23 protein-coding genes are annotated in these 24,403 nt (G+C 63.7%); 15 read left to right on the top strand and 8 right to left on the bottom strand.

Annotated elements, in window-relative coordinates:
• Positions 1-2: 2 nt before the first annotated feature.
• The 3 genes from OGL93_RS05710 to OGL93_RS05700 all read left to right on the top strand — a co-directional run bounded on the left by OGL93_RS05710 (position 3) and on the right by OGL93_RS05700 (position 2,785).
• Positions 3-884: an ABC transporter permease subunit gene (locus OGL93_RS05710; RefSeq protein WP_263261511.1), complete on the top strand. Its 882-nt coding sequence runs from the start codon at positions 3-5 to the stop codon at positions 882-884.
• Complete coding sequence (locus tag OGL93_RS05705; protein ID WP_263261409.1) at positions 881-1,777, top strand: ABC transporter permease subunit; 897 nt, start codon at positions 881-883, stop codon at positions 1,775-1,777. The genes OGL93_RS05710 and OGL93_RS05705 overlap by 4 nt, the downstream gene beginning before the upstream one ends.
• A gap of 69 nt (positions 1,778-1,846) precedes the next feature.
• The gene (locus tag OGL93_RS05700) at positions 1,847-2,785 is read left to right on the top strand and encodes an alpha/beta hydrolase (RefSeq protein ID WP_263261408.1); all 939 of its coding nucleotides are present in this window, start codon (positions 1,847-1,849) and stop codon (positions 2,783-2,785) included.
• 102 nt (positions 2,786-2,887) lie between these two features.
• Here the strand turns inward: OGL93_RS05700 and OGL93_RS05695 are convergent, their stop codons facing one another.
• Entirely contained in the window at positions 2,888-3,622 is a 735-nt protein-coding gene (locus OGL93_RS05695) for a DUF2059 domain-containing protein (RefSeq protein WP_263261407.1), read from the bottom strand.
• Between the two features lie 147 nt (positions 3,623-3,769).
• Here OGL93_RS05695 and OGL93_RS05690 point away from each other — a divergent pair, with 147 nt between their 5' ends.
• Together OGL93_RS05690 and OGL93_RS05685 are read left to right on the top strand one after the other, a co-directional pair.
• The gene (locus OGL93_RS05690) at positions 3,770-4,393 is read left to right on the top strand and encodes a 2OG-Fe(II) oxygenase (protein WP_263261509.1); all 624 of its coding nucleotides are present in this window, start codon (positions 3,770-3,772) and stop codon (positions 4,391-4,393) included.
• Complete coding sequence (locus OGL93_RS05685) at positions 4,390-4,872, top strand: DUF523 domain-containing protein (RefSeq protein WP_263261406.1); 483 nt, start codon at positions 4,390-4,392, stop codon at positions 4,870-4,872. The genes OGL93_RS05690 and OGL93_RS05685 overlap by 4 nt, the downstream gene beginning before the upstream one ends.
• Positions 4,873-5,002: 130 nt before the next feature.
• Here OGL93_RS05685 and serA read toward each other — a convergent pair whose 3' ends face one another.
• Positions 5,003-6,232 carry a phosphoglycerate dehydrogenase gene (gene serA, locus OGL93_RS05680; protein WP_263261405.1) on the bottom strand — a complete coding sequence of 410 codons (1,230 nt, stop codon included), beginning with the start codon at positions 6,230-6,232 and terminating at the stop codon, positions 5,003-5,005.
• A 189-nt stretch (positions 6,233-6,421) separates the two neighbouring features.
• On the opposite strand from serA, the gene OGL93_RS05675 reads away from it, so the two are divergent.
• The 3 genes from OGL93_RS05675 (at position 6,422) to OGL93_RS05665 (ending at position 9,088) form a co-directional block, all read left to right on the top strand.
• Complete coding sequence (locus OGL93_RS05675; protein WP_263261404.1) at positions 6,422-7,087, top strand: fumarylacetoacetate hydrolase family protein; 666 nt, start codon at positions 6,422-6,424, stop codon at positions 7,085-7,087.
• 81 nt (positions 7,088-7,168) lie between these two features.
• A complete protein-coding gene (locus OGL93_RS05670) occupies positions 7,169-8,098 on the top strand; it encodes an SdiA-regulated domain-containing protein (RefSeq protein WP_263261403.1) in 930 nt (309 codons plus the stop codon).
• Positions 8,099-8,167: 69 nt separating this feature from the next.
• Complete coding sequence (locus OGL93_RS05665) at positions 8,168-9,088, top strand: SdiA-regulated domain-containing protein (protein ID WP_263261402.1); 921 nt, start codon at positions 8,168-8,170, stop codon at positions 9,086-9,088.
• Between the two features lie 3 nt (positions 9,089-9,091).
• Here the strand turns inward: OGL93_RS05665 and rpiA are convergent, their stop codons facing one another.
• Positions 9,092-9,763 (bottom strand): ribose-5-phosphate isomerase RpiA, encoded by a 672-nt coding sequence (gene rpiA / locus OGL93_RS05660; protein ID WP_263261401.1) that lies wholly within the window; start codon positions 9,761-9,763, stop codon positions 9,092-9,094.
• Between the two features lie 143 nt (positions 9,764-9,906).
• Here rpiA and ilvA point away from each other — a divergent pair, with 143 nt between their 5' ends.
• Positions 9,907-11,421, top strand: a complete 1,515-nt coding sequence (gene ilvA, locus OGL93_RS05655) for a threonine ammonia-lyase, biosynthetic (protein ID WP_263261400.1) — start codon at positions 9,907-9,909, stop codon at positions 11,419-11,421.
• A gap of 68 nt (positions 11,422-11,489) precedes the next feature.
• Here the strand turns inward: ilvA and OGL93_RS05650 are convergent, their stop codons facing one another.
• Positions 11,490-12,146 carry an HAD family hydrolase gene (locus OGL93_RS05650; RefSeq protein WP_263261399.1) on the bottom strand — a complete coding sequence of 219 codons (657 nt, stop codon included), beginning with the start codon at positions 12,144-12,146 and terminating at the stop codon, positions 11,490-11,492.
• Positions 12,147-12,286: 140 nt separating this feature from the next.
• Here OGL93_RS05650 and OGL93_RS05645 point away from each other — a divergent pair, with 140 nt between their 5' ends.
• Positions 12,287-12,766 (top strand): RNA pyrophosphohydrolase, encoded by a 480-nt coding sequence (locus OGL93_RS05645; RefSeq protein ID WP_263261398.1) that lies wholly within the window; start codon positions 12,287-12,289, stop codon positions 12,764-12,766.
• Positions 12,767-12,788: 22 nt separating this feature from the next.
• Positions 12,789-15,068: a phosphoenolpyruvate--protein phosphotransferase gene (gene ptsP, locus OGL93_RS05640; protein WP_263261397.1), complete on the top strand. Its 2,280-nt coding sequence runs from the start codon at positions 12,789-12,791 to the stop codon at positions 15,066-15,068.
• Between the two features lie 93 nt (positions 15,069-15,161).
• On the opposite strand, the gene OGL93_RS05635 is transcribed toward ptsP, so the two are convergent.
• The gene (locus OGL93_RS05635) at positions 15,162-15,911 is read right to left on the bottom strand and encodes an NRDE family protein (RefSeq protein ID WP_263261396.1); all 750 of its coding nucleotides are present in this window, start codon (positions 15,909-15,911) and stop codon (positions 15,162-15,164) included.
• 119 nt (positions 15,912-16,030) lie between these two features.
• On the opposite strand from OGL93_RS05635, the gene OGL93_RS05630 reads away from it, so the two are divergent.
• From OGL93_RS05630 to OGL93_RS05620, 3 genes are read left to right on the top strand one after another with little or no spacing between them, the layout of a single operon-like run.
• Positions 16,031-16,813, top strand: coding sequence for a sulfite exporter TauE/SafE family protein (locus OGL93_RS05630; protein ID WP_263261395.1), 783 nt, complete (start codon positions 16,031-16,033; stop codon positions 16,811-16,813).
• Positions 16,814-16,826: 13 nt separating this feature from the next.
• Positions 16,827-17,684 (top strand): prolipoprotein diacylglyceryl transferase, encoded by an 858-nt coding sequence (gene lgt / locus OGL93_RS05625; RefSeq protein ID WP_263261394.1) that lies wholly within the window; start codon positions 16,827-16,829, stop codon positions 17,682-17,684.
• A gap of 42 nt (positions 17,685-17,726) precedes the next feature.
• Complete coding sequence (locus OGL93_RS05620; protein ID WP_263261393.1) at positions 17,727-18,698, top strand: thymidylate synthase; 972 nt, start codon at positions 17,727-17,729, stop codon at positions 18,696-18,698.
• Positions 18,699-18,791: 93 nt separating this feature from the next.
• Here OGL93_RS05620 and cadR read toward each other — a convergent pair whose 3' ends face one another.
• Positions 18,792-19,241, bottom strand: a complete 450-nt coding sequence (gene cadR, locus OGL93_RS05615) for a Cd(II)/Pb(II)-responsive transcriptional regulator (RefSeq protein ID WP_263261392.1) — start codon at positions 19,239-19,241, stop codon at positions 18,792-18,794.
• Positions 19,242-19,319: 78 nt separating this feature from the next.
• On the opposite strand from cadR, the gene OGL93_RS05610 reads away from it, so the two are divergent.
• Positions 19,320-21,617: a heavy metal translocating P-type ATPase gene (locus OGL93_RS05610; protein ID WP_263261391.1), complete on the top strand. Its 2,298-nt coding sequence runs from the start codon at positions 19,320-19,322 to the stop codon at positions 21,615-21,617.
• Here OGL93_RS05610 and OGL93_RS05605 read toward each other — a convergent pair.
• Both OGL93_RS05605 and OGL93_RS05600 read right to left on the bottom strand, forming a co-directional pair.
• Positions 21,614-22,972: a GTPase/DUF3482 domain-containing protein gene (locus OGL93_RS05605; RefSeq protein ID WP_263261390.1), complete on the bottom strand. Its 1,359-nt coding sequence runs from the start codon at positions 22,970-22,972 to the stop codon at positions 21,614-21,616. The genes OGL93_RS05610 and OGL93_RS05605 overlap by 4 nt on opposite strands.
• Positions 22,965-24,368: a DUF2868 domain-containing protein gene (locus tag OGL93_RS05600; protein WP_263261389.1), complete on the bottom strand. Its 1,404-nt coding sequence runs from the start codon at positions 24,366-24,368 to the stop codon at positions 22,965-22,967. The genes OGL93_RS05605 and OGL93_RS05600 overlap by 8 nt, the downstream gene beginning before the upstream one ends.
• Between the last annotated feature and the right edge of the window lie 35 nt (positions 24,369-24,403).

Here is a 24,403-nt window from a genome sequence, read left to right as displayed (position 1 = left end):
GGATGCCTGGCGGTCGCCAGGTCGTAATCGGCATTCCCTTCGTCTGGCTGTTCCTGTTCTTCATGCTGCCGTTCTTCATCGTTTTGAAGATCAGCTTCGCCGAAGCGGACGTGGCCATCCCGCCGTATACGGAAATCTGGCAGTACGCCGAAGGCAAGATCGACATCGCCCTGAACCTGGCCAACTATCTGTTGCTGGGTGACGACGAGCTGTATTTCTCGGCGTACTTCGGTTCGCTGAAAATGGCCTTCTTCAGCACCTTGCTGTGCCTGCTGATCGGCTATCCCATGGCCTATGCCATGTCGGTGGCAAAGAAGGAAACCCAGACGGTACTGCTGTTGCTGATCATGATGCCGACCTGGACGGCGATCCTGATCCGGGTGTACGCGTGGATGGGGCTGTTGAGCAATAACGGGCTGTTGAACGGGTTCTTGATGTACCTGGGCTTGATCGACCAGCCGCTGCAGATCCTCAACACCAACCTGGCGGTCTACATCGGCGTTGTTTACTCCTACCTGCCGTTCATGATCCTGCCGCTGTTCGCCAACCTGGTGAAGCACGACCAAAGTTTGCTTGAGGCCGCCTCGGACCTAGGTTCGAGCCGCTTCAACAACTTCTGGAAGATCACCGTGCCTCTGTCGAAGAACGGCATCGTGGCCGGCTGCATGCTGGTGTTCATCCCGGTGGTGGGCGAGTTCGTGATCCCTGAGCTGCTGGGTGGCCCGGAAACCCTGATGATCGGCAAGGTGCTGTGGCAGGAGTTCTTCAACAACCGCGACTGGCCGGTAGCGTCCGCCCTGGCGGTGGTGATGCTGGGCCTGTTGATCGTGCCCATTCTTCTCTTCAACCGTAGCCAGGCCAAAGAGATGGAGGGCAAGGTATGAATTCCCGTTTCCGATTTTCCACCTTCATGCTGTGGGCGGGGCTGACCTTCATCTACGCCCCCATGCTGATCCTGGTGATCTTCTCCTTCAACGCCTCGCGGTTGGTAACGGTGTGGGGAGGCTGGTCGATCAAGTGGTACGTGGGCCTGATGCACAACGATCAGCTCATGAGCGCAGTGTTCCGCTCGCTGGAGATCGCTACCTACACGGCGATCTCCTCGGTGGTGCTAGGTACCCTGGCGGCGTTCGTGCTGACCCGGGTGCCACGGTTCAAGGGCCGCACGCTGTTCGGCGGCCTGGTTACCGCGCCGCTGGTGATGCCCGAAGTGATCACCGGCCTGTCGCTGTTGCTGCTGTTCGTAGCCATGGCGCAGCTGATCGGTTGGCCGCAGGAACGTGGCGTGCCGACCATCTGGATCGCTCACACCACCTTCTGCGCCGCTTATGTCGCCGTAGTGGTATCTGCGCGGTTGCGTGAGCTGGACCTGTCTATCGAAGAAGCGGCCATGGACCTGGGCGCGCGGCCGTGGAAGGTGTTCTTGCTGATCACCATCCCGATGATCGCGCCGTCCCTGGCGGCGGGGGGCATGATGTCCTTCGCGCTGTCGCTGGACGACCTGGTACTCGCCAGCTTCGTGGCGGGCCCTGGCTCCACCACGCTGCCAATGGAGGTGTTCTCCCAGGTTCGCTTGGGCGTGAAGCCTGAGATCAATGCGATCGCCAGCTTGATTCTGCTGGTGGTGTCGATCTTCACCTTCCTGGTTTGGTTCTTCAGCCGTCGCGCCGAAGAACGCCGCCGTCGCGCCATCCAGCTGGCGATCGAGGAAGCCGCTGTGGCCAACTCCTCGCAGCCTGACCCTCGGCGTGCCAAGGCCGAGGCGGTCTCGGCTTAACGGGGCCAGCCAAGCCTTGTTTGCCAGCCGTGAGTAGATGTAGGGTTACCCATAGCCTGGGTAACCCTCATGACCGACACTTTTCACCCCGAACGGCTGCGTGCCAGCCTTCGCTCTCTAAGCGACGCGCCGCCCCTGTGTGAACAGGGGAGGGCGTATCAGCGCTTCTACGGGCTCGATCTGCCCGATTGCCAAGTGCCTTTCGAAACCCGCCTGGGCAGGTTCGAGGCCGAGGGCTTCGAATTGGTATGCCAGGCATGGCTACCGCGTCAGCCGCGCGGCACTCTGGTACTGCTCCATGGTTTCTACGATCACATGGGGTTGTTTCGCCATGTAATCGGCTGGGCACTGCGCTGTGGCCTGGCGGTGGTCGCGTGTGACCTACCCGGGCATGGCTTGTCCAGCGGGCCTCGTGCAAGCATCCAGGACTTCGCCCATTACCAATCGACCCTTGATGGGCTGTTCGCCCAAGCGGCGAGCATGGGCCTGCCACGCCCTTGGCACCTGCTCGGGCAGAGCACGGGGGGCGCGATCATTATCGACCACGCCTTGCATAGCGGTAGCGCGAGCCCGGTAGACGGCCACCTGATGTTGCTGGCGCCGCTGGTACGCCCACGGGCCTGGGGTTGGTCCAGGCTCAGCTACCGCGTGCTCAGCCCGTTCGTTGACGGCGTAGCCCGCCGGTTCAGCGAAAACAGCAGCGACCCGGCCTTCCTGCCGTTTTTGCAGGCAGACCCGCTACAGCCGCTGCGGCTGCCCACGGCATGGGTGGGGGCGTTGGTGAATTGGGTCAACCGCATCGAGGCGGCGCCTGCCTCGCTGCGTACGCCATTGATCGTGCAGGGCGAGCAGGACATGACCGTGGATTGGCGGCACAACCTGCGCGTGCTCGATGCCAAGTTCAAGCAGCCCCAGGTGCTGCGCCTGCCCCTTGCCCGGCATCACCTGGCCAACGAGGCGGAGCATATTCGAGAGCTGTACCTGCCGTTCCTGGAAAAGCACCTTTAGGAGCGGGGGCGGCCATCCGGCGAAGCCTGAGCACCGGCGGCACCAAGTTCGCAGGTTGGCGCCATCTTCTACTCAAACGCAGTCATCCCTAAGGGCGCGCTGCTATCGCGCGCCGACCGCCAAGCCTGCTTTCACGGCCGCCAGCGCGGCTTGGTAGTACGCCTTGCCGGGCGCGGACTCGGCGAAGGCGACGAACTCTTCCAGCTCCGGATCGCTCAGGTCGCGGTACACATACAGCAGCGTGTTATCCAGGTCCGTGCCAATCTGCTGCTGAAGGCGTTCACGCTGGCCATCGAGCAGCCCTTGTGGCGAGCCACCACCGAGCAAGCCAGGAATCATCGAGCTAAGGCTATCGGCGGCGACCCCGGCGATCGCCAGGCTTACCTCAGCCCCGGCTTCCTTGGCCGGCAAGGCCCGGGCGAGATGGCCGATAAGCAGCTGGCGCGTGTCGCTGGCCTGCATCTTGGGTAGCCCATTGGCATTGCGGGCGAGTTGGTCCGAGCGGGTGGCGAGCAATTCAGCGGCGACTATCTTGCGCCCCAGGGGCGACTGGAAGAACGCCAGCGCCGGTTGGGGGTTGGCCAACGTCTGACGCAGGCTGGCCTCAGCCCGTTGGTCGACCGCCTGGGGGGCGAAGCGCTGATCGCTGTTGTGTACCAAAGCCTGGAACACCGCCGGCGGCAGGCTGTTCTGGTAACGCTGCTGAGCAGCCCGCAGGGCGTCGGTGAAGTGAACGCGTTGCTCTGGCCAGCCTGCGGCCTTATAGAGCTCGTCGTGGATGTCCGCCCAAGCCGGCAGGGTGCAGAACATCATCACAACGAAAATAAAACGACGCATGGGGGACTCCTGTCAGCAGGGCGCTATTGTCTGTGTCGGGGGCGGTATTTGTCGAGAGAGGCGAGGCGGCCCCCGATGAAACTCGTCTTTGCGCGCCTCAGCCAGCCGGTGCTGTTGGTTTGGGCGGCAGATGGCTACCATGTGCCAATGAACATTTCGCCCCATCATCCGCTGTTCGCCCGCATCGCGTCCGACCTTGCCGACCACGGCTGGTCGCAGCAAAACATTTTCCTGCCGGAGGCGCTTACCCGCGAGCTGGCCGAGGATTGTCGCCAGCGCGCGCTCGCCGGTGCCCTGACTCCGGCCGCCACCGGCCGAGGCGGCAGTGTGCAGGTACGTGAGGCCATCCGCGGCGACGCCATCGAGTGGGTCGAGCCGGGCCAGGGCGCTGCCAGCGACCGTTACCTGATGATCATGGAAAGCCTGCGGCAGGGGCTGAACCAAGCGTTGTACCTAGGGCTGGAGGATTTCGAAGGGCACTACGCCTGTTATCCACCGGGCGCTTATTACCGGCGTCATCTGGACCGCTTCAATGATGACGACCGCCGCAGCGTGTCGACCGTGCTGTACCTCAATTCAGCCTGGCTCCCCGAAGACGGCGGGCAGCTGCGGTTGTACCTGCCCGGCGAGCGCACCCACGACGTGGTCCCCACTGGCGGCGCCTTGGTGGTGTTCCTTTCTGCCGAAATCCCTCATGAAGTGTTGCCAGCGCGGCGCGAGCGGCTTTCGCTGACGGGCTGGTTTCGCCGCCGTGGCGAGCGGCCGCTATGATCGCCAAGGTGCTGGTGAGCCGCTGCCTGCTCGGCGACCGGGTGCGCTACGACGGCCAGGCGAGCGGCCATTGGGACCTGCTACTGGCTTGGCAGGCCCAAGGGCGGGTCGTTGCGCTGTGCCCGGAAGTCACTGGCGGCCTGCCAACCCCGCGCCCGCCGGCGGAGATTGTCGGCGGCCAGGGGCGTCGGGTACTAACGGGGGAAGCGCGGATCATCGCCAGCACCGGCAGCGACGTGACCGACCCCTTTCTGGCTGGCGCACGCGCCGCGCTGGCGTTGGTTCAGGCAGAGGGCATCGGCGTGGCGGTGCTCAAGGCCAATAGCCCATCATGCGGCAACGAACAGGCCTACGATGGCACCTTCACAGGCACTCGGATAGCGGGCGAGGGGGTTACCGCAGCCTTGCTGAAACAGGCAGGGGTGAGGGTGTTCAACGAAACGCAATTGGCCGAGGCCCAGGCGTACCTGGACCTCTGACCCTATCCCACGCCCCGGCATCGGCGCTGCGCTTGTGGGAGCTGGCGAAGCCTGCGAATCGATGGCTCCGCTAGTTCGCAGGCTCCGCCCACGCCTACACGGGGGCACTGTTATATCGGCGTCGCGTAGATCAGAACAGCACGCGGCTGCGGATGGTGCCTTTGATCTGCTGAAGCTTGGCCTGGGCCAGGTCCGAATAGTCCGCGTCGACGTCGATCACCACGTAACCAACCTTCTCGTTGGTTTGCAGGAACTGGCCGGAAATGTTGATGCCGTTTTCGGCGAACACCTTGTTGATCTCGCTCAGCACGCCCGGGATGTTCTCGTGGATGTGCAGCAGGCGGTGCTTGCCCGGGTGCGCTGGCAGGGCGACTTCGGGGAAGTTGACCGAGGACACCGAGGTGCCGTTGTCGCTGTACTTGACCAGCTTCTCGGCCACTTCCAGGCCGATGTTGGCCTGAGCTTCGGCAGTCGAGCCGCCGATGTGCGGGGTCAGGATGACGTTATCCAGGCCACGCAACGGGCTCTCGAAGATGTCGTCGTTGGAGCGAGGCTCCACCGGGAACACGTCGATGGCGGCGCCGATCAGGTGCTTGTCCTTGATGGCCTCGGCCAAGGCTTCCAGGCGAACCACGGTGCCACGGGCGGCGTTGATCAGGATCCCGCCTTTTTTCATCGCGCGGATTTCTTCCTCGCCGATCATCCACTTGGTGGATGGCAGCTCAGGCACGTGCAGCGAGACGATGTCCGCCAGCCCCAGCAGCTCCTTGAGGGTCGGTACTTGGGTGGCGTTGCCCAGCGGCAGCTTGGTCAGCGGATCGTAGAAGAACACCTGCATGCCCAGGCCCTCGGCCAAGACCGACAACTGGGTGCCGATCGAGCCATAGCCGACGATGCCCAGCTTCTTGCCGCGGATCTCGAAGGAGTTCGCCGCGCTTTTGATCCAACCACCGCGGTGGCACGAAGCGTTCTTTTCCGGGATACCACGCAGCAGCAGGATCGCCTCGGCCAATACCAGCTCGGCCACGGAGCGGGTGTTGGAGTAAGGGGCGTTGAACACCGCGATGCCGCGCTCGCGGGCGGCGTTGAGGTCCACCTGGTTGGTACCGATGCAGAAGCAGCCGACGGCGACCAGCTTCCTGGCGTTGTCGAAGAGTTCTTCAGTCAGATGAGTGCGCGAGCGGATGCCGATGAAGTGTGCGTCGGCGATCTTTTCCTTCAGGTCTGCTTCGGGCAGGGAGCTGGAGTGGTACTCGATATTGGTGTAACCGGCCGCCTTGAGCGTATCCACGGCGGTCTGGTGTACGCCTTCGAGAAGAAGGAACTTGATCTTGCTCTTGTCGAGAGAAGTCTTGCTCATCTGCTTAAACCTGGGTTCCGGAAAATGGCGGGGAAGGGGCGCCCGCTGCGCTGGCAGCGCCATGGCGGGGGCGTATGCTAGCATGTTCGCCTTCCTTGACGCCCGCCCTGAGACGTGAATATGGCTCAGGCGCCGCATGAGCGAATCGCGGGTTCGCTTGCCTGCTTCAGTACTTTTCGAGGGTCGACGATGAGCTACCAGCACCAGTATGCAGACGGCACCCACATCCACTTTCCATTAGGGAAGGTCGTGTGCATCGGCCGCAACTATGCCGAGCATGCCCATGAACTGAACAATCCTATTCCTACCGAGCCGTTGCTGTTCATCAAGCCGGGCAGCTGCGTGGTGCCCGCCGATGGCGGCTTCAAGATCCCCGCCGAGCGGGGCGCGGTGCACTACGAAACGGAAATCGCCGTGCTGCTGGGCAAGGCGCTGTCCACCCAGCCCAGCGAGGAAGAGGTGCTCGATGCGATCTCAGGCTTTGCCCCTGCGCTGGACCTGACCTTGCGTGACGTACAGGCCCGGCTCAAGGAAAAGGGCTTGCCGTGGGAACTGGCCAAGTCATTCGATGGCGCCTGCGTGCTGGCTCCGTTCGTGGCCGCGGGCACCTTCCCGGACCTGACCGATATCCCGGTACGCCTGACCCTCAATGGCGAAGTGCGCCAAGACGGCAGCAGCGCGTTGATGCTCAACCCGATCGTGCCGATGATCCAGCACATGGCTGCGCAGTTCTCGCTGCTGGCCGGTGATGTGATTCTTACCGGCACCCCGGCGGGTGTCGGTCCGCTGGCCTCGGGGGACGAGCTGGTGCTCGAGCTGCCTGGCACGCTCCGCGTGCAAACGCGGGTGCTCTAAAGGCCACGCTGCGGTTTGCCATTTTTTTCACATTGCTTGCGGATAATACCTTCGCCCTCGATTCCGCCCGCAGGTACACGCATGCCCAGCACAGCCGCCTTGCCCACTGCCAGTGTCCGCCGCCGCGTGCCGCATCGCCTGCGGTGGACCGCGCTCGGCGCCCTGCTGTTGCTGGCGGCCTATGCGGTTATAGCCATCTTGCATTGGGATGACCGCGCGCTGCTTTGGCTCAAGGAGCGCTTCACCTCGCCGGCGGCCCAGGCACAAGCGGTATGGCTGCCCGGATATCGGGTCACAGTCGATGCCAGGCCCTTGGCGGGCATGGAAAACGACGAGGCGTCCGACCTCACGTATGACCCGGCTACCCATACCCTTTACGCGGTGATGGGCAAGCACCCGTTCCTCGCTCAGCTGACCCTACAGGGCGACGTGCTGCGCAAGATCCCGCTGGAAGGCTGGAGCAACCCCGAAGGGGTCGCCATGCTGGGCGACGGGCGCCTGGCGATCACCGATGAGCGCCTGCATACCCTGGCGGTGGTCTCCGTGCAAGCCGACACCACAGCGCTCCACTACGCTGAGGTCCCCAAGGTGGACCTCGGCATGTCGGCGAACCAGAACAAAGGCTTCGAGGGCGTTACCTGGGATGCTCGGCATCAGCGGTTGCTGTTAGGGCTGGAGCGGCCAGCGAAGTTGTTCAGCATGAAACTAGGCGACAGCGGCAGCTTCGAGGCGGATAAAGCACCGGTGGCCAGCGATGCCCTGGACATGCGTAACCTGTCAGCGATGACCATCGATCCGCGCACCGGCCATATGTTGCTGCTCTCGGCGGACTCCCACATGCTTATGGAGGCCGACATGCAGGGCGAGCCGGTAAGTTTCATGGCCTTGCTGGGAGGGGTGAACGGGCTGAAAAACACCATTCCTCAGGCGGAGGGTGTGGCCATCGACGAGCAGGGCACCCTGTACATGGTCAGTGAGCCCAACCTTTTCTACGCCTTCAAGAAACAATAAGCCTGGGGCTTAAGTTGGAATTCAGCAGGTTGTGTTTTCATTGCCCGATTATCCATCGGTGGTGAATACATGTTCTGGCCTCTTCTGCCCCGCCCGGCCCGCCTCGGGCTGCTAGCCCTTGTCCTTATATTGGCCTGTTGCCTCGCCCTGGCCTGGAACGCCCCCGCCAGGGCCTGGTTCGCGCTGAGCCAATTCTTCTCGCCCGGCATTTCTGCTCTGGGCCTGGGCGGTTATCGAGCCACGATCGAGGCCCGGCCTATCGACGGTTTGAGTGGAGATGTGTCCGCGCTTACGTACGATCCCGATCGGTCCACACTATTCACCGTAACCAACAAAACCCCAGAGCTGGTGGAGCTGTCGCTGGAGGGTGAGGTGCTGCGGCGGATTCCGCTGGTCGGCTTCGCTGACCCCGAGGCTGTGGAATACGTGGCACCTGGCACTTATGTGATCAGTGATGAGCGCGAGCAGCGGCTCGTTCAGGTGCAGGTCGACGACGCTACCATGGCCTTGAACGCCGCAGACGGGCACCAGTTCGCGTTGGGCCTGGGCAAGAACGGTAACAAGGGGTTCGAAGGGCTCGCATACGACAGTGCGGGCGGCCGCCTATTCGTGGCCAAGGAGCGCGATCCGGTACGGATCTACGAGATACGCGGCTTCCCGCTCCGGAAAGAGGCAGGCCCGATTGCAATCGAAGTGCTCGAGAACCCGGCACGGGATCGGGCCTTGTTCGTGCGGGACTTGTCCAGCCTGCAGTTCGACCCGCGTACCGGCCATTTGCTGGTGGTGTCGGACGAGTCCCGTGTGGTGGTGGAGCTGGACCGTGACGGCAAACCGGTCGGCAGCCTTTCGCTGGTCGCCGGCGCCGCCGGGCTGAAGAACAAGGTGCCGCAACCAGAAGGCATCGCCATGGGCGCCGACAATGCCTTGTATATGGTAAGCGAGCCGAACCTGTTCTATCGGTTCGACCCGCAGCCCTCTGGCCAACCCTGACCTTCAGCGACGGTAGGACTTCACGCCTTCGGTGGTGCCCAGCAGCAGGAGGTCGGCGGGGCGGCTGGCGAACAGGCCGTTGGTGACCACGCCGACGATCTGATTGATGCTCGCTTCCAACGCCACCGGGTCGGTGATGTGCAGGTTGTGCACATCCAGAATGATGTTGCCGTTGTCGGTGATGACGCCCTCCCGGTATACCGGGTCCCCGCCGAGCTTCACCAGCTCGCGGGCCACGTGGCTGCGGGCCATCGGCACGACTTCGACCGGCAACGGGAATTGCCCGAGCACAGGTACCAGCTTGCTGGCGTCCGCGATGCAGATAAAGAAGCGCGCAACCGCGGCCACGATCTTCTCGCGGGTCAGCGCCGCGCCACCGCCCTTGATCAGGTGCAGCCGCTCATCGGTTTCGTCGGTGCCGTCCACGTAGAATTCAAGCTCGCCGACGGTGTTGAGGTCATACACGGGAATGCCGTGCCCTTTGAGCCGCGCGGCGGTCGCTTCGGAGCTGGCCACCGCGCCGTCGAACGCGCCTTTATGGCGGGCGAGGGCGTCGATGAACAGGTTAGCGGTCGACCCAGTGCCGACGCCGACGATGCTCTTGTCGTTCAGGCCGGGCAAAATGTGGTCGACGGCCGCCTGGGCCACGGCCTGTTTGAGTTGATCCTGGGTCATGCTGGGCTCCGCAAGCGGCTTGTGTTCGAAAAGGGGCAGCATTATAGCCATATGGGCAGGTAAAACCCCGTCCTCGATGTGGTGGCCAGGCAGAACGCTGGGGTAGACTCGTTGCCCCCGTTTCTTCGCAGTGACTTGGCGCCATGCTCGAACAGTACGTAAAGAAGATCCTCACTTCGCGCGTTTATGACGTTGCTGTCGAAACCCCGCTGCAGCCTGCCAACCAGCTGTCGCGGCGGCTGAACAACCACGTGCTGCTCAAGCGTGAGGATTTGCAGCCGGTGTTCTCTTTCAAGGTACGCGGCGCTTACAACAAGCTTTCGCAACTGACCGACAGCGAGCGCGGCCGGGGCGTGGTGACGGCTTCGGCCGGCAACCATGCCCAGGGCCTGGCGCTGGCCGCGCGGGAAATGGGCGTGCAAGCCGTGATCGTGATGCCCAAGACCACACCCGAGATCAAGGTCGAAGGAGTGCGTTCACGCGGCGGCAAGGTGGTGCTGCACGGCGATTCTTTCCCCGAGGCGCTGGCCTGGTCGCTCAAGCTCGTGGAAGAACAAGGCTACGTGTATATCCACCCCTACGATGACCCAGACACCATCGCCGGCCAAGGCACGGTGGCCATGGAGATCCTGCGCCAGCACCAAGGGCCGCTGGACGCTATCTTCGTCCCGGTCGGCGGTGGGGGGCTGATTTCCGGTATTGCCGCGTATGTGAAATACCTGCGCCCCGAGGTGAAGATCATTGCCGTCGAACCGGATGATTCCAATTGCCTGCAGGCGGCGTTGGCCGCCGGCGAGCGAGTGGTGTTACCGCAAGTGGGGCTGTTCGCCGATGGCGTCGCGGTGGCGCAGATCGGCCAGCACACCTTTGAAATCTGCCGGCACTATGTGGACGAGGTCATCACGGTCAACAGCGACGAGATTTGCGCGGCCATCAAGGACATCTACGACGATACCCGTTCCATCACCGAGCCCGCGGGCGCGCTCGGCGTTGCAGGCATCAAGAAGTATGTGGAAACCCGCGGCGTCAGCGGGCAAACCCTGATCGCGATCGAATCGGGCGCGAACGTCAATTTCGACCGCTTGCGCCATGTGGCCGAGCGCGCCGAGCTGGGCGAGGGGCGGGAAGCGATCATCGCCGTGACCATTCCAGAGCGGCCTGGCAGCTTCAAGGCCTTCTGCGAGGCGGTAGGTAAGCGGCAGATCACCGAATTCAACTACCGCTACCACACCGGAGGCGAAGCGCACATTTTCGTGGGTGTGCAGACTCACCCCGAAAACGACCCGCGCGCCGCCTTGATCGCCAGCCTGACCGCCCAGGGCTTCCCGGTACAGGACCTGACCGACAACGAGCTGGCCAAGCTGCATATCCGCCATATGGTCGGCGGCCATGCCGTGCAGGTCAGCGACGAAATGGTGCTGCGGTTCGAGTTCCCGGAGCGCCCGGGGGCATTGTTCAACTTCCTCAACAAGCTGGGCGGGCGTTGGAACATTTCGATGTTCCATTACCGCAACCACGGCGCTGCCGACGGGCGGGTAGTGGCGGGGCTGCAAGTGCCTGTTGCCGAGCGCGACCAGGTTTACGCCGCGCTCGAAGATATCGGCTACCCGTTCTGGGACGAAACCGACAACCCGGCATATCAGTTATTCCTTGGCTAGGGATTGTTCGCAGCCTCTGCCCGCCCCACGTTGTGGGAGCGGGCAAAGCCGCGAATAGGTACCCGTTATCAATCCCGCAGCGAAATAACCTTCCAGCCCCGGCGCATGGCTTCGCCATGGAGAACGGGGTCTGGGTCGACCGCGACCGGGTGCTCAACGCACTCCAGCAGCGGCAGGTCGTTCATCGAGTCGCTATAGAAATAGCTGCCTTCAAGGTTCAACCCGGTTTCTTCCAGCCAGCGTGTCAGGCGCGTGACTTTCCCATCTCGGAAGCACGGCACGTCCGTGCTGCGGCCGGTATAGCGCTCGCCATCCATCTCGCACTCGGTTGCCAGCAGGGTGTCTACGCCCAGCCGCGCGGCGATCGGGCCGGTCACGAAACGGTTGGTGGCGGTGATGATCACCAGCTTGTCCCCGGCGACGCGGTGCTGCTCAAGCAAGGCTAGCGCCTTTGGCAGGATGATCGGCTCGATGCACTCGCGCATGAAGTCCGCATGCCATTGCTGGAGCTGGGCCGGTTCGGTGGCCGCGAGGATTTCCAGGCTGAACGCCAGGTAGGCTTGCAGGTCCAGGCGGCCAGCCAGGTAGTCTTGGTAGAACGCATCGTTGCGCTGCTTGTAGGCTACCGGGTCAAGGATGCCTCGAGCGCACAGATAGTCGCCCCAAGCGTGATCGCTGTCGCCGCCAAGCAAGGTGTTATCGAGGTCAAAAAGGGCCAGGCGCATGAAATTACTCGCATAAACGGCAGAAATGGCCGACAGAATACGGCCTTTTACCAATGCTGCACATAACGCTGCCAGCCTCGTTGCCGCTCTGCCGGCCTTTGTGGAACAATGCCTGAACATGCGTTTGCGAGGTTGCCGCCGTGATCGACCCCGATGGATTCCGCCCCAATGTTGGCATCATTCTCACCAATGATGCCGGCCAGGTGCTGTGGGCGCGCCGAATCAATCAGGACGCCTGGCAGTTCCCTCAGGGCGGTATCAACCCCGAGGAAACCCCCGAACAGGCCTTATACCGCGAGTTGAACGAAGAAGTCGGCCTGGATCGCGAAGATGTCGAGATTCTTGCCTGCACCCGGGGCTGGCTGCGCTACCGTCTACCTCAGCGGCTCGTTCGCACCCACAGCCAGCCCCTGTGCATCGGCCAAAAGCAAAAGTGGTTCCTGCTGCGCCTGGTGTCCAACGAGCAACGGGTAAGGATGGACCTGACCGGCAAACCGGAATTCGACGGCTGGCGCTGGGTCAGCTATTGGTATCCGCTGGGGCAAGTGGTGACTTTCAAGCGCGAGGTGTATCGCCGGGCCTTGAAAGAACTGGCGCCACGCCTCTTATCGCGCGACTGACGACGGAGTCCGACCCCGAGCCATGCTCAATACGCTGCGCAAGATCGTCCAGGAAGTTAACTCCGCCAAGGATCTCAAAACGGCGTTGGGGATCATCGTCATCCGTGTACAGGAGGCCATGAGCAGCCAGGTCTGCTCGGTCTACCTGCTGGACCCTGAAACCAACCGTTTCGTGCTCATGGCCACCGAGGGGCTGAACAAACGCTCCATCGGCCGCGTCAGCATGGCGCCGAATGAAGGCCTGGTAGGGTTGGTCGGTACCCGCGAAGAGCCGTTGAACCTGGAAAACGCCGCTGATCATCCCCGCTACCGCTATTTCGCCGAAACCGGCGAGGAGCGCTATGCCTCATTTCTCGGTGCCCCGATCATCCATCACCGCCGCGTGGTGGGAGTTCTGGTCATCCAGCAGAAGGAGCGGCGCCAGTTCGACGAAGGTGAAGAAGCCTTTCTGGTGACCATGAGCGCCCAGCTGGCCGGGGTAATCGCCCATGCCGAAGCCACCGGCTCGATCCGCGGCCTGGGCCGGCAAGGAAAGGGGACCCAGGAAGCGCGCTTCGTTGGGGTACCCGGTTCGCCGGGGGCCGCCGTCGGTACCGCGGTAGTGGTGTTGCCACCGGCGGACCTGGAAGTGGTGCCCGATCGCACCGTGACCGATGTCGAAGCCGAGGTGCAGCTGTTCGAAACCGCGCTCGAGGGCGTGCGTAACGACATGCGTACCTTGTCGGCCAAGCTCGCGACCCAGTTGCGCCCCGAGGAGCGGGCGCTGTTCGACGTCTACCTGATGATGCTCGACGACGCCTCGCTCGGCAGCGAAGTCAAGAACGTCATCAAAACCGGGCAATGGGCTCAAGGTGCCCTGCGCCAGGTGGTGAGCGAGCACGTCAGCCGCTTCGAGCTGATGGACGACGCCTACCTGCGTGAACGTGCCGCCGATGTGAAGGACCTCGGCCGCCGGCTGCTGGCCTATCTTCAGCAAGCCCGGCAGCAAACCTTGGTCTACCCGGACAATACCATCCTGGTGAGTGAGGAGCTGTCCCCGGCGATGCTGGGCGAAGTGCCCGAAGGCAAGCTGGTGGGGCTGATCTCCGTGATGGGCTCGGGCAACTCGCACGTGGCGATCCTTGCGCGCGCGATGGGCATCCCGACGGTGATGGGCCTGGTCGACCTGCCGTACTCGAAGGTCGACGGCATCCAGATGATCGTCGACGGATACCACGGTGAGGTGTTCACCAACCCGAGCGAGATCCTCAGCAAGCAATACGCCGCGGTGGTCGAGGAAGAGCGTGAACTGGCCAAAGGCCTGGATGCCCTGCGCGAGTTGCCTTGCGTGACCCTCGACGGCCACCGCATGCCGCTCTGGGTCAACACCGGCCTGCTCGCCGACGTGGCCCGGGCACAGCAACGCGGAGCGGAAGGCGTTGGCCTTTATCGCACCGAAGTGCCGTTCATGATCAACCAACGCTTCCCCTCGGAAAAAGAGCAGCTGGCGATCTACCGAGAGCAGTTGGCCGCCTTCCATCCATTGCCAGTGACCATGCGCAGCCTGGACATCGGTGGCGACAAGTCGCTGTCGTACTTCCCCATCAAGGAAGAAAACCCCTTCCTCGGCTGGCGCGGCATCCGCGTGACCCTTGATCACCCGGAAATCTTCCTGGTTCAGGCGCGGGCGATGCTCAAGGCCAGCGAGGGGTTGAACAACCTGCGTATTCTCCTGCCGATGATCTCTGGCACCCATGAAGTGGAAGAGGCTTTGCACTTGCTGCACCGCGCCTGGGGTGAGGTGCGTGACGAAGGCACGGACGTGCCCATGCCGCCGATCGGGGTAATGGTGGAGATCCCCGCGGCGGTGTACCAGACGCGCGACCTGGCCCGCCAGGTGGACTTCCTGTCTGTCGGCTCGAACGACCTGACCCAATACCTCCTGGCAGTGGATCGCAACAACCCACGCGTAGCGGACCTTTACGACTATTTGCACCCGGCAGTGTTGCAGGCGTTGCAGCATGTGGTGACCGCGGCCCACGCCGAAGGCAAACCGGTGAGCATCTGCGGTGAAATGGCCGGCGACCCGGCAGCGGCGGTGCTGTTGATGGCCATGGGCTTCGACAGTTTGTCGATGAACGCCACCAACTTGCCGAAGGTGAAGTGGATGCTGCGCCAGGTCAGCCTGGAAAAATCCCGCGAACTTTTGGCTCAACTGATGAAGATCGATAACCCGCAGGTCATCCATAGTTCATTGCAGCTGGCGCTGAAAAACCAGGGCCTGGCACGGATGATCAACCCCGCGGCGCCGAAGTCCTTGTAAGAGTGGGGCAGGCTATCCGGCGTAAGCCCGGGAACAGGGCTGACCAATAGAACTGCCGGTCGCCGTCCGCGGGCTTCGCTCAATGGCCGGCCCTCACTCCTGCACCGTAAACCTGACCTCCCCCAAGTGCCCCCCGCCAGGCCCAAAGCTGCGTTCGATTACCTCGCGGCGGCCGTCGGCATGAGCAACCAGCACTGTGCTGACACGCGTTCCATAGGTGGCGCTGGCGATAAACACGCTCGACAGTAAGCGCTCGGTCGCTAGCCCCACACCGGTGTCCGGTAGCTCGGCATCGCTTGCGGGCGTCGAGTCGGCCAATACGTCGAACAGGCCTGCGGGGTTATCGTCCAGGCGAGGGGTGCAAGCCTTGCGGGCTTTCCGCAGCTTTGGCCACGGGGTGTTGAGTGCAGCATTGGACAGCCCATAGATGCCCTCGCCCAAGGCCTCCGGCGTGGCGCTGTAGCTGTTGAGGTAATACAGCTGCCGCCCATCGCTGAGCAAGAGGTTGAAGCCGGCATAATCCGCCGCTCGGGCGCACACCTGCCGGGCAAACTCATCCAGTGATTGCTTGCCCGCAAGGTAAGTTGCGCATAGCTCGCCTCGCGACCGCCGCCCTGGCCCTGCAGCACCACCGCGGATGTTGGTGACCGCGGCAAAACGGCCGCCTGGGCCTATGCCCAGCCAGGTACCACCTGCCTCAAGGTCACGGCCAGCATGCACGCCGGGTGCGTCAGCCCAGGGCGCCAACGCCTGGGTCGGGCGGGCATAGAACTCATCCCGGTTGGCCGCGACTACCAGCGGGCGAGCGTGCGCCGGGCGCCAGGCGAAAATGATCAGGCACATAAAGCAGGGCTTCCTTTTTTCGTTCACTGTACACGCCCCGCGCAATGCGCTTCCATCGCCGCGGCTGGAGCGCAAGGGGGTGGATCCGGTACCATGCGGCCTCGCTCGAGGGATCTCACATGGAATATGCGCTCTACCTGGCCCTGGGGGCTTGTGCCGGTGTGCTGGCCGGGCTGTTTGGCGTGGGCGGTGGCATTATCATCGTGCCGGTGCTGGTGTTCAGTTTCGGCTTGCAGGGCTTCTCGCCCGATGTGCTGACGCACCTTGCCGTGGGCACCTCGCTTGCCACCATCGTGTTCACTTCGCTCAATGCCATTCGCGAGCACCACAAGCGGGGCGCGGTCCGTTGGCCGATCTTCGCCTGGATGACCCTAGGCATCGTGCTCGGTGGCGCGTTGGGCGCGAAAACAGCGTCGCTGATCCAGGGCCCGCACTTGCAGAAGATCATCGGTGTGTTTGCCCTGCTGGTCAGTGTGCAGATGTTCCTGGACCTCAAGCCCAAGGCAAGCCGAGGTGTGCCGGGCAAGGCCGGGCTAACCGCCGGTGGCGTGGTCATCGGTTGGGCGTCGGCGATATTCGGTATCGGCGGCGGCTCGCTCACCGTGCCTTATTTGAGCTGGCGCAGCGTGCCGATGCAGCAGGCCGTGGCGACCTCTTCGGCCTGCGGGCTGCCAATCGCGCTCTCGGGGGCCGCAAGTTTCATCATATTGGGCTGGCAGGACCCGCTCCTGCCAGCGCATAGTTTCGGGTTCGTTTATTTGCCAGCGCTGGTCGGCATCGCCATCACCAGCATGCTGTGCGCCCGCTACGGCGCACGGCTCGCCCATCGGCTGTCGCCACGGCTATTGAAACGGCTGTTCGCCCTGCTGCTGTTCAGCGTAGGCCTGAGTTTTCTGCTTTGATCGAGGATGATACATGCTGCCTTACCCGCAGATAGACCCCGTAGCCCTGGAGCTGGGGCCGCTGAAGATCCATTGGTACGGCCTGATGTACCTGCTGGGTATCGGCAGCGCCTGGCTGTTGGCCTGCGGTGCGTGGCGCTCCCTGCCGGGCCTGCGGGACCGTAGCTGGCCGCCTACCCGGCTGCAGCGCTTCGACCCTACCTGGAACACTGACAAGCTCTCGGACCTGGTGTTCTGGGTGGCCATGGGGGTCATCCTTGGTGGCCGCCTGGGTTACGTGCTGTTCTATGACTTGCCCGCTTATATCGCCCAGCCTGCCTTGATTTTCGAGGTGTGGAAGGGGGGCATGTCATTCCATGGTGGGCTGATCGGCGTGATGCTTTCCACCTGGTGGTTCGGCCGGCGTAACAACAAGACATTCTTCCAACTGATGGACTTCATCGCCCCTTTCGTGCCGCTTGGCCTGGGCGCGGGGCGCATCGGTAACTTCATCAACGCCGAGTTATGGGGCAAGCCGACCGACCTGCCGTGGGCGATGATCTTCCCGGCGTTCAGCGACCCCGCCCAGCTGCCGCGCCATCCGTCGCAGCTGTACCAGTTCGCGCTCGAAGGCGTGGCGCTGTTCGTTATCCTGTGGCTTTACTCACGCAAGCCGCGCCCAACCATGGCCGTCTCGGGCATGTTCGCCTTGTGTTATGGGGTGTTTCGTTTCCTGGTGGAGTTCGTTCGCGTGCCCGATGCGCAGATCGGCTACCTGGCCTTCGGCTGGCTGACCATGGGGCAGGTGCTCTGCCTGCCGATGATCCTCGGCGGCGCCGGGCTGATCTGGTGGGCTTATCGCCGTGATCCTGCCGCCCGGCAGGCCGCCTAATTTTTGCTGGCGGGGCCGTCCCCCGCCTCGTTCAGGTATCCCATGAAGCAATATCTCGACCTCGTTGCTCAGGTCATCGAGCAAGGCACCCGCCAGGCCAATCGCACTGGCGTGGACACTATCAGCCTGCCGGGCGCGATGCTGCGGTTCGACCTCAAAAACGGTTTCCCCGCCATCACCACCCGCAAGCTGGCGTTCAAATCGGCCATCGGCGAGATGGTCGGCTTTCTGCGCGGTGCCAACAGCGCCGCGGACTTCCGTGCCTTGGGTTGCAAGGTGTGGGACCAGAACGCCAACGAAAACAGCCAGTGGCTGAACAATCCGTTCCGCCAGGGTACCGATGACCTTGGCGAAATCTATGGCGTGCAATGGCGTAAATGGCCCGCCTACAAGCGGGTGCCGCTGAGCAACGGCGCGGCCATCGAGGCCTGCCTGGCTCAGGGGTACCGGCGCATCGCCGAGGATCAGGAAGGTGGTGAAGCCTTCGTAGTGCTGTACAAGGCCATCGACCAGGTACGCCAATGCCTGGACACGATCATCAATGACCCGGGCAGCCGGCGAATCCTCTTCCATGGCTGGAACTGCGCGCAACTCGATGAAATGGCGCTGCCACCGTGCCATCTGTTGTACCAGTTCCACCCCAACGCCCAAACCCGCGAGCTTTCGCTGACGTTGTATATCCGCTCCAACGACCTAGGGCTGGGCACCCCGTTCAACATCACCGAAGGCGCGGCCATGCTCTCGCTGTTCGGCCGCCTGACCGGCTATACACCGCGCTGGTTGACCTATTTCGTGGGCGACGCCCATGTGTACGTGAACCACTTGGACATGCTCAACGAGCAGATGCGCCGCGAGCCGCTGCCGGCGCCGCGGTTGGTAATTTCCGACCGCGTACCGGAGTTCGCCGTGACCGGGGTATACCAACCGGAGTGGCTGGAGCGGATCGAGCCTGGCGACTTCTCGCTCGAGGGTTACCAGCACCACGCGCCACTGACAGCGCCGATGGCTGTTTGAGGCGCGAGCAAGCCCGCGACCCAAGGCGCTACGGGTCGCAGGGCGGTGCCAGCTCTAGCACAATCGGGCCAGAGTTAGCGAAGTGTTCGCCAGTCAGTGCCCGTGACTTCTCCCCACATGGCTGGGCTCGGCATTGGGAAGCTCCACCGCGCCGTTGACTTCCAGCCGTTCGAGGATGCCGCACTGGGTGCTGGGGTCGCTGGCATTACAGCGCTCGCGCAGGGCGACCAGTTGCGCTTCCAGCGCCTGCAGCCCGTGGATGCGCGCGCGTACGTGATCGATGTGTTCATCCACCAGGCTGTTCACCTCGGTGCAGGCGGCGCTGGCGCTGTCTCTAAGTGCCAAGAGCGCGCGAATCTCATCCAGCGTCATGTCCAGGGTGCGGCAGTTGCGTATAAACGTCAGCCGCTCCACGTGCGCTTGGGTGTATTGCCGGTAGTTGCCTTCGGTGCGCGAAGGCGCCGGCAACAATTGCTCACGTTCGTAATAGCGAATGGTTTCGACCTGACAGTCGGTAGCCTTGGCCAAGGCGCCAATTTTCATGGCTCACTCCTGAATATGCTTGACCCTATAGTGACTACAGGGTGTTGACTGGGCAACAGTCAATTTCCGGAGTCGATCATGGATCGAACCACTGAACCATTGCGCGATCCCGCGAACCCCAGCGCACCCTGCACGCATACCGCCGCGCATTGCCATGGTCATGATCATCATGATCATGATCACGATCACGATCACGATCACGATCACGATCACGATCACGATCACGATCACGACGCGCACGCGACTAGCAGTGTCAGCTTCAGCGAAGCCGATGGCGGCACCCTTAGCCGCTTTCGGATCGAGGCCATGGACTGCCCCACCGAGCAGAGGCTGCTGGAAAAACGCCTGGGGGCCCTACCGGGTATTCATGGATTGGAATTCAACCTGATCAATCGGGTGTTGGGCGTGCGCCATTCGCTGCTGGGTACCGCTCCCATCGAGGCAGCCATTGCCGAGCTGGGCATGACCGCCGTGCCGCTCGCCCAGGCCCAGGCCGAGGCCGGGCAGGCGCCTGCCCCCAGCAAGCGGGGCAGGGTGCCGTTAGCGGTAGGGCTGCTGGCAGCCGCGGCGGCGGAGCTGTGCCACTTGTACCAAGCGGGGCCGCCGTGGCTGGTGATCGCCCTCGCCCTGGTGGCTATCTTCATCACCGGCCTGGGCACCTATCGCAAGGGTTGGATCGCCCTGCGCCAGCGTAACTTGAACATCAATGCACTGATGAGCATTGCCGTGACCGGAGCGGCGTTGATCGGGCAATGGCCTGAGGCGGCGATGGTCATGGTGTTGTTCGCGATTGCCGAGCGCATCGAGGCTCGTTCGCTGGAGCGGGCGCGCAATGCGATTGGCGCGCTGATGCGCCTGGCCCCGGAAACCGCCACCGTACGCGGTGAGGACGGCCAGTGGCAGGTTCGGGAAGTTGTCAATATCGCAGTGGGTAGCCTATTGCGTGCCCGCCCCGGCGAGCGCATTGCCCTGGACGGCGAAATCACCGCTGGCCGCTCGACCCTGGATCAGGCCCCCATCACGGGTGAGAGCCTACCGGTAGAAAAAACCATCGGCGACGCGGTGTTCGCTGGCACCATCAATCAGGCCGGGGAGCTGGAATATCGCGCCACCCAACTGGCTAGCAACTCGACGCTCAGCCGCATCCTGCGGGTGGTAGAGCAGGCCCAGGGCAGCCGGGCTCCGACGCAACGCTTCGTTGATCAATTCTCGCGCGTCTACACGCCTGCGGTGATTGGCCTGGCGTGTGCCGTTGCCTTATTGCCGCCATTGCTGGGCCTGGGCACTTGGCTGGAATGGCTATATCGCGCCCTGGTGTTGCTGGTAGTCGCCTGCCCATGCGCCTTGGTCATTTCCACGCCGGTGACCCTGGTCAGTGGCTTGGCGGCAGCGGCACGGCGGGGCATCCTGGTGAAGGGCGGCGCGTACCTGGAGATGGCTCATCGGGTGCAATGGCTGGCCCTGGACAAAACCGGCACGCTGACCCGTGGTGCGCCGATGCTGACGGACGTTATCCCCCTGCAAGGTGACCCTGAACGGGCCCGGGGCATTGCCGCCAACCTGGCCAGGCGCTCAGACCACCCGGTTTCGAAAGCACTGGCCGCCGGCCTTGGTGCCCCGGCTGAAATGGCGCTGGCTGAGTTCGAGGCGCTTCCCGGGCGCGGTAGCCGGGCCCGTATAAACGGGCAGTTATACACCTTGGGCAACCACCGCCTTGTCGAGGAGCAGGGGCTATGCGGGCCACAGCTTGAAGCGCTGCTGGCCCGGCTGGAGCAGGCGGGCAAGAGCGTGGTGGTGCTGTGTGATGCCGAACGCGCCTTGGCCTTGTTCGGCGTTGCCGATACGTTGCGCGAAACCAGTGCTGAAGCCATAGCTGCCTTGCATCGGCTGGGTGTGAAGACACTCATGCTTAGCGGCGACAACCAGGTGGCGGTAACGGCCATCGCGGCTCAAGTGGGCATTGACCAGGCTCGCGGCAACCTGTTGCCGGAAGACAAGCTCGTCGCCATCGAGGCGCTGATCGACGCAGGCGAGTGGGTGGGCATGGTTGGCGACGGCATCAACGACGCTCCCGCCCTGGCCCGAGCGCACATAGGCTTTGCCATGGGCGCGGCGGGGTCACATACGGCCATCGAAACCGCGGATGTTGCCCTGATGGATGACGACTTGCGCAAGGTGGCCGAATTCATTGGCCTGTCGCGGCGCACCCGCAGCCTGTTGATTCAGAACATCGTATTGGCGCTGGGCATCAAGGCGGTGTTTCTTGCCTTGACCATGCTTGGCATGGCCACCCTCTGGATGGCTGTATTCGCCGATATGGGAGTGAGCCTGCTGGTGGTGTTCAACGGCCTGCGCCTGCTGCGCCTGCCGCGTTAAAGCTCACTCGCCAAGGCGATCAGGGCCTGCTCGCGGTCTGCACGCCCAGGCCGAAACCCTGGATTCAGCGCCGACCATTCCGGGTGCGCACGGGCGCGCTTCACGGCCGCGGGTAGGCGGCCCTGGCGCCATTGCTGCGGGTCCTGCGCGGGCAGCAGCAGGCTTTCTTGTGCAGCATGGCCGCGCCGCGCCAGGGCCTGCAACAGGGCTTGCTGACGGAGGGCCAGCAGGCGCAGCACAGCATCGTCGACGCTAAGCAGATGTTCGCCACGCCATTTGCCCAGCAAGCGGCCGCCGTAGCCTCTTGCTGTTTGCACCGCGCCGCCGGCAAGGGCGCCGGCCAAAGTCGCCAGGCCGAGGGTGAGGCCACCAGCCATCAGGTCGACACCTGCGCCGGCGGCCGCGCCCGCGGCCATCCCACCGCCGACCTTGACTCCCAGTTGACGAAGGGTCTCGGGGTTGAACAGGTCATCGTTCCAGCGGCCATCGAGCAGCGGCAGGGTGCCTGCGTCAGCATCTCCGGGGCGAAAGCCGAACAACGCCAGCAGGGCGCTCACGCAGGCCTGCTCCCGTTGTCGTACGGTCTCGCGCAACGCCTGGATTTGTGCGGCTTCAGCATCTTCGGCGACCGCCCGGCGACACGCCGCGCAATCGATCAGCAGTTCGGCAATCAGTGCGCGCCCCGCCGCCAAGCGTTGCTCGGCCTGGCGCTGTTGATCCTCGATCAACCGCTGTAATGCAGGGCGGGCCCGCTCGATCAACAGCGCAAGGCTTTCATAGAGCCTGCGTTCGCCGTCTTCAGGCGGGGCCACGGTATCGAAGGACACCAGCGCATGCAGGCCAAGCCGGGCCAGCGCGGCTTGCCAGGCGTCACGTCGGGCACTGGCCGCGCTAACGAAATTAAGCACCGGTAGCAGCGGCTTGCCGCAGCTGGCGAGGATTTGCAGTTCATCCCGGTACTTGGCCAGTATCGGCTCGCGGGCGTCTATCACGTAAAGGCCGGCGTCCGAGGCTCCCAGTTGGCGCACCACTTTGGCTTCCTGTTCGAAGCGCTGGCGGGCCTCGCTCGACGCCAGGAAGGCTTCGATTCGTCCTGGCCCATCCAGCCGCTGGGTGCCGCTGCCCAAGCGCTCGAGGTATTCGAGCAGTGCCACTGCATCCTCAAGCCCGGGCGTATCATACAGCTCGACCAGCGCCTGGCCTTGCACCGACAGGCGCGCTCCTTCCACATGGCGAGTGGTTCCCGGGCGATGGGACACCTCGCCGAAGGTCCCGTCACGCGTCAAGGTGCGCAGCAGTGAGGTTTTGCCCACATTGGTATGCCCGACCACGGCCAGCTTCAGCGCTTCAGGCATGCTCATACTCCAGCCAGGCCAATGGAAATGCTGCCGCTTGGGATAATTGCAGGTGCTCCAAGGCTTCTTGCCAGGCGGCGAGGCGAGAAGGATCGGCCGCTTGGCCAGCGGGTGCCGGCATCAGCCAGACTTTCGTCTCCAAGGCGTTGCGTGAGAGCTCGGCCAGCAACGCCTGGGTGCCCCGATCAGGCGAACGACGCACGTCGCACACCAGCAACAGGCGCTGCGCCGGGCGTGTCGAGAGCGCTTCGAGCAGGCGCTGGCGGGATGCACGGTCATCGAGTATCCCGCCATCGCTTACCCCGATGCTCGCGGCAGGTGGCCAAGGCTGGTCGCGATCCAGTTCAATGCCGGCCATGACCGCGCCGCTGCCAAGGGTCGCCTGCCGAGGCAGGGGCAAGGCCCAGTCGGGCTCGGCTGGCAGGTCGCTCGCGCCTAATTGTTCGCTCGTGGGCAACAGCCGCTCGCGCAGTGAACTGGTTTGCGGGCCAGGCAGATCCAGTTGTAAGCGGGCCGCGCCATGGCGCCAACGCGCCCAGCAAAGCACTGCCAGCAGCGCCCTGGGTATCACGCCATAACACACCAGCACCCCGACCAGCCAGCCGGCCCAGGCCTGACGCGCGCCGTCGAGCGTAGCCGGGCCTTCGCCACTGGCACGGATGAGCAGTTCGGTGGGCACCGGGAAGCCCAGCCAGCCGGGAGCCTTGCCCAGCTGCGCTGTCAGTGCCACGAAGGTATCGCTATGCAGCAGGGTGGTTTCCCATACGAAATCGTAGCGCCGGGTGGCGAACATCAACAGCAGCGTTGCCAGCGTCGTCAGCAGGCATAACGCCCACAGCCCGTTGACAGCTGCGCCGAATAGCCAGCGGTTGAGCCGATGACGGTGTAGCAGCACTACCAGCGCCGCACCCAGGTGAGCGGCCTTGGCGTCCCGGGCGAGCCGCTGGCTCAGCCCCAGCCAGAGGCGCCCAAGCCATGGGCCGTGGTCGCCGCCTAGCACCAGCCCTGCCAACCAGGCCGTAAGCAGCAACAGGTTCAACCCCAGCAGGCTACCTGTGGCCCAGAACACATTCACCGGCCGTGGCGCCCCGGCAAGCGCAGTGGCTGCCATGCCCGCCCCGCTGGCCAGCGCGAGCAGTACCAGGGCTATCAAGCCCAGCCGCGCACCCTGCTTCCAATGGGCCAAGGCTTCAGTCAGGCCATCGCGCCGCGCCAGCCATAACGCCCGCGCCTGCACGCGCTGAGCAAAATCCCCGCCTGCCTGGCGGGCCTCGCGGTTGGCTTCACCATCTTCCAGGGGGCCTGTCTGGCGCTCACGCAGGTTGATCGCCTCGGTCAGCCAAAGGGTGTCCAGCTTGTTCACGCGCGCTCCTGTGATAATGCAAGGGCCCAGCATACCGTACCCCAGCTGCCCCAGGCTGGCCGCTCTGT

It is taken from the genome of Pseudomonas sp. RIT-PI-S, from assembly GCF_025642975.1.
GTDB lineage: Bacteria > Pseudomonadota > Gammaproteobacteria > Pseudomonadales > Pseudomonadaceae > Aquipseudomonas.
The sequence above is the reverse complement of the archived record's forward strand: the minus strand, read 5'-3'. Positions and strand labels throughout refer to the sequence as shown.

Excerpts from the sequence above, each read along its gene's own strand:
- OGL93_RS05700 (WP_263261408.1), top strand. The coding sequence starts at position 1,847 with ATGACCGACACTTTTCACCCCGAACGGCTGCGTGCCAGCCTTCGCTCT.
- OGL93_RS05650 (WP_263261399.1), bottom strand. The coding sequence starts at position 12,146 with ATGCGCCTGGCCCTTTTTGACCTCGATAACACCTTGCTTGGCGGCGAC.
- OGL93_RS05670 (WP_263261403.1), top strand. The coding sequence starts at position 7,169 with ATGCCCAGCACAGCCGCCTTGCCCACTGCCAGTGTCCGCCGCCGCGTG.
- OGL93_RS05685 (WP_263261406.1), top strand. The coding sequence starts at position 4,390 with ATGATCGCCAAGGTGCTGGTGAGCCGCTGCCTGCTCGGCGACCGGGTG.
- cadR (WP_263261392.1), bottom strand. The coding sequence starts at position 19,241 with ATGAAAATTGGCGCCTTGGCCAAGGCTACCGACTGTCAGGTCGAAACC.
- OGL93_RS05675 (WP_263261404.1), top strand. The coding sequence starts at position 6,422 with ATGAGCTACCAGCACCAGTATGCAGACGGCACCCACATCCACTTTCCA.
- OGL93_RS05665 (WP_263261402.1), top strand. The coding sequence starts at position 8,168 with ATGTTCTGGCCTCTTCTGCCCCGCCCGGCCCGCCTCGGGCTGCTAGCC.
- lgt (WP_263261394.1), top strand. The coding sequence starts at position 16,827 with ATGCTGCCTTACCCGCAGATAGACCCCGTAGCCCTGGAGCTGGGGCCG.
- OGL93_RS05605 (WP_263261390.1), bottom strand. The coding sequence starts at position 22,972 with ATGCCTGAAGCGCTGAAGCTGGCCGTGGTCGGGCATACCAATGTGGGC.
- ptsP (WP_263261397.1), top strand. The coding sequence starts at position 12,789 with ATGCTCAATACGCTGCGCAAGATCGTCCAGGAAGTTAACTCCGCCAAG.
- OGL93_RS05630 (WP_263261395.1), top strand. The coding sequence starts at position 16,031 with ATGGAATATGCGCTCTACCTGGCCCTGGGGGCTTGTGCCGGTGTGCTG.
- OGL93_RS05600 (WP_263261389.1), bottom strand. The coding sequence starts at position 24,368 with ATGCTGGGCCCTTGCATTATCACAGGAGCGCGCGTGAACAAGCTGGAC.
- OGL93_RS05710 (WP_263261511.1), top strand. The coding sequence starts at position 3 with ATGCCTGGCGGTCGCCAGGTCGTAATCGGCATTCCCTTCGTCTGGCTG.
- ilvA (WP_263261400.1), top strand. The coding sequence starts at position 9,907 with ATGCTCGAACAGTACGTAAAGAAGATCCTCACTTCGCGCGTTTATGAC.
- OGL93_RS05690 (WP_263261509.1), top strand. The coding sequence starts at position 3,770 with ATGAACATTTCGCCCCATCATCCGCTGTTCGCCCGCATCGCGTCCGAC.
- serA (WP_263261405.1), bottom strand. The coding sequence starts at position 6,232 with ATGAGCAAGACTTCTCTCGACAAGAGCAAGATCAAGTTCCTTCTTCTC.
- rpiA (WP_263261401.1), bottom strand. The coding sequence starts at position 9,763 with ATGACCCAGGATCAACTCAAACAGGCCGTGGCCCAGGCGGCCGTCGAC.
- OGL93_RS05695 (WP_263261407.1), bottom strand. The coding sequence starts at position 3,622 with ATGCGTCGTTTTATTTTCGTTGTGATGATGTTCTGCACCCTGCCGGCT.
- OGL93_RS05705 (WP_263261409.1), top strand. The coding sequence starts at position 881 with ATGAATTCCCGTTTCCGATTTTCCACCTTCATGCTGTGGGCGGGGCTG.
- OGL93_RS05620 (WP_263261393.1), top strand. The coding sequence starts at position 17,727 with ATGAAGCAATATCTCGACCTCGTTGCTCAGGTCATCGAGCAAGGCACC.
- OGL93_RS05635 (WP_263261396.1), bottom strand. The coding sequence starts at position 15,911 with ATGTGCCTGATCATTTTCGCCTGGCGCCCGGCGCACGCTCGCCCGCTG.
- OGL93_RS05610 (WP_263261391.1), top strand. The coding sequence starts at position 19,320 with ATGGATCGAACCACTGAACCATTGCGCGATCCCGCGAACCCCAGCGCA.